Raw genomic sequence first — 4,714 nt, 5'->3', positions numbered from 1 at the left:
CCGTCACCGAATCCACGAAGCTGAATCCGATGAACACGAGGACGTTGACGAAGAGACCGAACAGCAGGAACCGCTTGGAGATTCGCGTGTCGATGTAGCGGCCGAGCGGGAGGACGATGAGGAGTTGGACGACAGCGAACGCGGTCCCGAACATGCCCTCCATGGTGCTCGTCGTGTGGAACATGTTGGCGTACATCGCCAGCGCGATGAGAATCGTCGAATACGCCTGACTCCGGGCGAACGCGGTGCTCGCCAAGGCGATGAACTCGCGGTTCCGATAGAGGCGGCGCGACCCGCTACTCGTCTCTCCCGACACGGTTACGAATCGAAATGGTGAGGGAAGTATAAGAATCTCTGCCTTCGTTCGGTGAATTGCCGAAAGATTAGACGGCGATTACTCCTCGAGCGCGTCCGCGATGCGCTGGAGTTGTCGGGTGGCGTCCCGAACTTCGTCCCGAAGTTGACGCACTTCGCGAACGAGGTCCTCGTCGCCGCCCTGCTCGCTTCCGCGGCCGCCGCCCATGCCGCCGGCGCCGGGTCCGCCGCCCATCATGCCGCCCATCATCTGTGCGAACGGATTACCGCCCATTCCACCGGGACCACCGCCGCCCATGGCCTCCTTCAATCGTTCGTCACGGTCTTCATCGCCCTCTTGTGCGCGTTTCTCTCGGATTTCCTCGACGCGCTCCTGGAACGTCTTCTCTTGTTCGTCACCGTTGTCGCCGTTTTCGTTGGATTTCTCGTCTGCCATGCGTACCCGTTCTTTCGCACAACCGAAAAGGGTTGTGACCCGTGGAAAACGAGACGGTCCGCGGGGTCTCGTCCGCCTCACACCGTCACGAAACTGACGACGCCGTTGAACGGTTGCTTATCCCCCCGAACCGGTCGTTACCGACGAACGACGTGTGCGAAAGGCTCACATCTCGAACGACGCGCCGGAGCGGTCGGGGACGACGACCACTACCGCGGGACTGCGCTCCCGTTACGGCGGGTGAACGATGGAAACGGTTGGCAGGGTTGAGATTCACCGGGGACGATACTGGAAGGGAGTTCGATGCCACGGGGAACAGTCGCTTCGGTGCTCGCGAGCGTGCCCGAGCGTCGCAACCGACTCGTTCTCTATGCCCTCTCCCGACACGCGGAGACGGCCCCGGTCGAACTGGAAGTCCTCGTGCGGGAGGTCGCGGCGTGGGAACGAAACCAATCCACCGAGTCGATCTCCGACGAGGCGTTCGAAACGGTGCTCGAAGACCTCACACAGACCCGGCTACCGACGCTTTCCTCCCGTGGACTGGCCGATTTCGACCCGCTGAGTGGATTGGTCGGACGTCCTACCTACTCGATGTCCGCAACCACGCTCGTCGATTGTCTCGCCCGTACCGAGTTGGGCGCACCGTTTCTGAAGCCTTAAACGCGAGGAAGGACTTACGAACGTATATGACCGAGGAGCAAGCCGCCCAAACGGTAGACGAAGAGCCAGCCGAAAGGGAATCCCCGGCCGAAGGGAACGTCGAGACGGACGAAGAAACGCCGGACGAGGACGTTCTCGGCCCGGAGGACACGAGCCTTATCGCGCGGGTTGCCATCGCAGACGAAGGCCTCGCCGCTGACGTCGAGGACCGACTCGCGGCTATCGAGTCGGAACGGCAGGAAGTGGACGACCTCGAAGCGAAACTGCGGCGCAATCGTGCCGACTTCCAGAACTACAAGAAGCGCGCGAAAAAGCGGCAGAAACAGCTCAAAAAGCGTGCAACCGAGGACCTCGTCGACCGACTCATCGACGTGCGCGATAACCTCCAGCGCGCGGTCGAAGCGGAGCACGACGATGTCGAGAGCTTGCGTGAAGGCGTCGAACTTACCCTGCGCGAACTCGACCGCGTGTTCGAGGACGAGAACGTCGCACGGATTCACCCCGAAGAGGGCGACGACGTGGACCCACAGCGCCACGAAGTGATGCTCCGCGTCGAGAGCGACCACCCCGAAGACACCATCGCCGACGTGTACCAACCGGGCTACGAGATGGGGGACAAAGTGCTGCAAGCCGCGCAAGTGACGGTGAGCGACGGAAACGGCGACGAAGCGTAACGTTCTTTCTCCATCTATCGCCATCGGAAGGGGACACGCTCGGGTGCCGCGTGGCCGATCCTCGCAGCAGTCTGCCCGGTACGGATTTTCCACCTCCTCGTGGTTACCACCTTGCACCTCAGTCGTCTTCTGGTGGACGATCGCACCCGTTCGAGTGTCGCGTCGTCCGGAAACGGGGGATAGAATATCGGTTCGATAAAAAGCTCCCGAAGCGCGAAGACGGCGAAAACAAAAACCGCATGACTGCGGAGGGGTGGGATTCAGCGTATCCTCGTGACATCTAGTAACCTTTAACCGGCGCAAACGGGTAGGTTGCCCCAACAATGACGAGCAACAAGATACTGGGCATCGACCTCGGTACCACGAACAGCGCGTTCGCGGTCATGGAAGGTGGCGACCCGGAGATCATCGTCAACGGCGAAGGTAACCGGACCACGCCGTCCATCGTCGCGTTCTCCGACGACAGTGAGCGTCTGGTCGGGAAACCAGCCAAAAATCAGGCTGTTCAGAACCCCGAAAAGACGATTCAGTCCATCAAGCGACACATGGGCGACGAGGATTACACCGTCGAGATCGAGGGAGAGGAGTACACGCCGGAGCAAATCTCGGCGATGATCCTCCAGAAGATCAAACGCGACGCCGAGGAGTACCTCGGCGACGACGTGGAGAAGGCGGTCATCACCGTCCCCGCGTACTTCAACGACAAGCAGCGACAGGCGACGAAGAACGCTGGCGAGATCGCCGGATTCGACGTTGACCGCATCGTCAACGAACCGACGGCCGCGTCGATGGCGTACGGACTGGACGACGAATCCGACCAGACCGTCCTCGTCTACGACCTCGGTGGCGGGACGTTCGACGTTTCCATCCTCGACCTCGGCGGCGGCGTCTACGAAGTCATCGCCACGAACGGGGACAACGACCTCGGTGGTGACGACTGGGACCAGGCCATCATCGACTACCTCGCCGACGATTTCGAGTCGGAGCACGGCATCGACCTCCGCGACGACCGACAGGCGCTCCAGCGCCTGAAGGACGCGGCCGAGGAAGCGAAGATCGAACTCTCCTCGCGGAAGGAGACGGACATCAACCTCCCGTTCATCACGGCGACCGACAACGGTCCGGTCCACCTCGAAAACAGCCTGACGCGGGCCAAGTTCGAATCCCTGACCAAGGACCTCATCGACCGCACGGTCGAACCGACCGAACAGGCGCTGTCGGACGCGGGCTACTCGAAATCCGACATCGACGAGGTCATCCTCGTCGGCGGTTCGACCCGCATGCCGCAGGTTTCGGAGAAGGTCGAGGAACTCACGGACCAGGAACCGAAGAAGAACGTCAACCCCGACGAAGCCGTCGCGCTCGGCGCGGCGATTCAGGGCGGCGTCCTCTCCGGCGACGTGGACGACATCGTGTTGCTCGACGTGACGCCGCTCTCGCTCGGTATCGAGGTGAAGGGTGGCCTGTTCGAGCGCCTCATCGACAAGAACACGACCATTCCGACCGAGGAGTCGAAGGTGTTCACCACCGCGGCGGCCAACCAGACCTCGGTGCAGGTCCGTGTCTTCCAGGGTGAGCGCGAAATCGCCAACGAGAACGAACAACTCGGCGAGTTCCACCTCGCGGGAATCCCGCCCGCACCCGCCGGAACGCCGCAGATCGAGGTGACGTTCGACATCGACAAGAACGGAATCGTCAACGTCTCCGCGGAGGATCACGGCTCGGGCAACAGCGAGGAGATCACCATCGAGGGTGGCGCTGGCCTCTCCGACGAGGAAGTCGAGCGCATGCAGGAGGAAGCAGAACAGCACGCCGAGGAGGACGAGGAACGCCGCGAACTCATCGAAGCGCGGAACGCCGCCGAAGGTGCCGTTCAGCGCGCCGAGACGCTCCTCGAAGAGAACGAGGAGAACGTGGACGACGACCTCGAAGCCGAGATCCGGGACGAGATCGAGGACGTCCAGGAGGTCCTCGAAGACGAGGACGCGACGAAGGACGACCTCGAAGACGCGACCGAGAACCTGAGCAAGTCGCTGCAGGAGATCGGCAAGCAGATGTACCAGCAACAGGAGCAAGCCCAGCAGGCCGGTGCCGCAGGCCCCGGCGGAATGGGTGGCATGGGCGGCGGCCCGAACCCCGGTGCCGACGCCGGTGCTGACGAGGCGGACGACGAGTACGTCGATGCCGACTTCGAAGACGTTGACGATTCTGACGAAGACGAATAGTCAGAATCGTTCGCCAGCCGGATGTAATCCGGCGACGTGGACGACGACGGAGACGAGAACCAACTCGTCATCCGATGCCGACGGGAACTAATTCGTCGGCATCGCGTTCGCCGCTCGCGGCGAACGCGTGACGAACGGTAGACGGACGATTCAAATACCATCCTACATTACAAAACGATAACTGATGAGCGAGGACTTCTACGACGTACTCGGTATAAGTCGGGACGCCGACGAGGACGAGATCAAGAAGGTGTATCGCAAGAAAGCCGCCGAGTATCACCCGGACGTGAGCGACGACCCGGACGCCGACGAGAAGTTCAAGAAGGTGAAAAAGGCGAAAGAGGTGCTCTCGGACGACGAGAAGCGCCAAGCCTACGACCAGATGGGTCACGACCGGTTCGAAC

Annotated in this window: 5 protein-coding genes and 1 pseudogene; 4 read left to right on the top strand and 2 right to left on the bottom strand. The window is 61.7% G+C overall.

Features of this window, described 5'->3' with window-relative positions; translation table 11 throughout:
• Together WBV42_RS20185 and WBV42_RS20180 are read right to left on the bottom strand one after the other, a co-directional pair.
• Positions 1–316, bottom strand: a pseudogene (locus tag WBV42_RS20185) (MFS transporter); the annotation flags it as partial.
• Between the two features lie 78 nt (positions 317–394).
• Complete coding sequence (locus WBV42_RS20180) at positions 395–751, bottom strand: hypothetical protein (protein ID WP_423987623.1); 357 nt, start codon at positions 749–751, stop codon at positions 395–397.
• Between the two features lie 303 nt (positions 752–1,054).
• On the opposite strand from WBV42_RS20180, the gene WBV42_RS20175 reads away from it, so the two are divergent.
• The 4 genes from WBV42_RS20175 to WBV42_RS20160 form a co-directional block, all read left to right on the top strand.
• The gene (locus tag WBV42_RS20175) at positions 1,055–1,411 is read left to right on the top strand and encodes a DUF7344 domain-containing protein (protein ID WP_423987622.1); all 357 of its coding nucleotides are present in this window, start codon (positions 1,055–1,057) and stop codon (positions 1,409–1,411) included.
• 26 nt (positions 1,412–1,437) lie between these two features.
• Positions 1,438–2,085, top strand: a complete 648-nt coding sequence (locus WBV42_RS20170; protein WP_423987621.1) for a nucleotide exchange factor GrpE — start codon at positions 1,438–1,440, stop codon at positions 2,083–2,085.
• Between the two features lie 323 nt (positions 2,086–2,408).
• A complete protein-coding gene (gene dnaK, locus WBV42_RS20165) occupies positions 2,409–4,310 on the top strand; it encodes a molecular chaperone DnaK (protein WP_423987620.1) in 1,902 nt (633 codons plus the stop codon).
• Between the two features lie 184 nt (positions 4,311–4,494).
• A partial coding sequence (locus WBV42_RS20160; protein WP_423987619.1) for a DnaJ domain-containing protein occupies positions 4,495–4,714 on the top strand: 220 nt, incomplete at its 3' end.

The sequence above is a fragment of the Haladaptatus sp. genome (genome assembly GCF_049589095.1).
Lineage (GTDB): Archaea > Halobacteriota > Halobacteria > Halobacteriales > Haladaptataceae > Haladaptatus.
The sequence above is the reverse complement of the archived record's forward strand: the minus strand, read 5'-3'. Positions and strand labels throughout refer to the sequence as shown.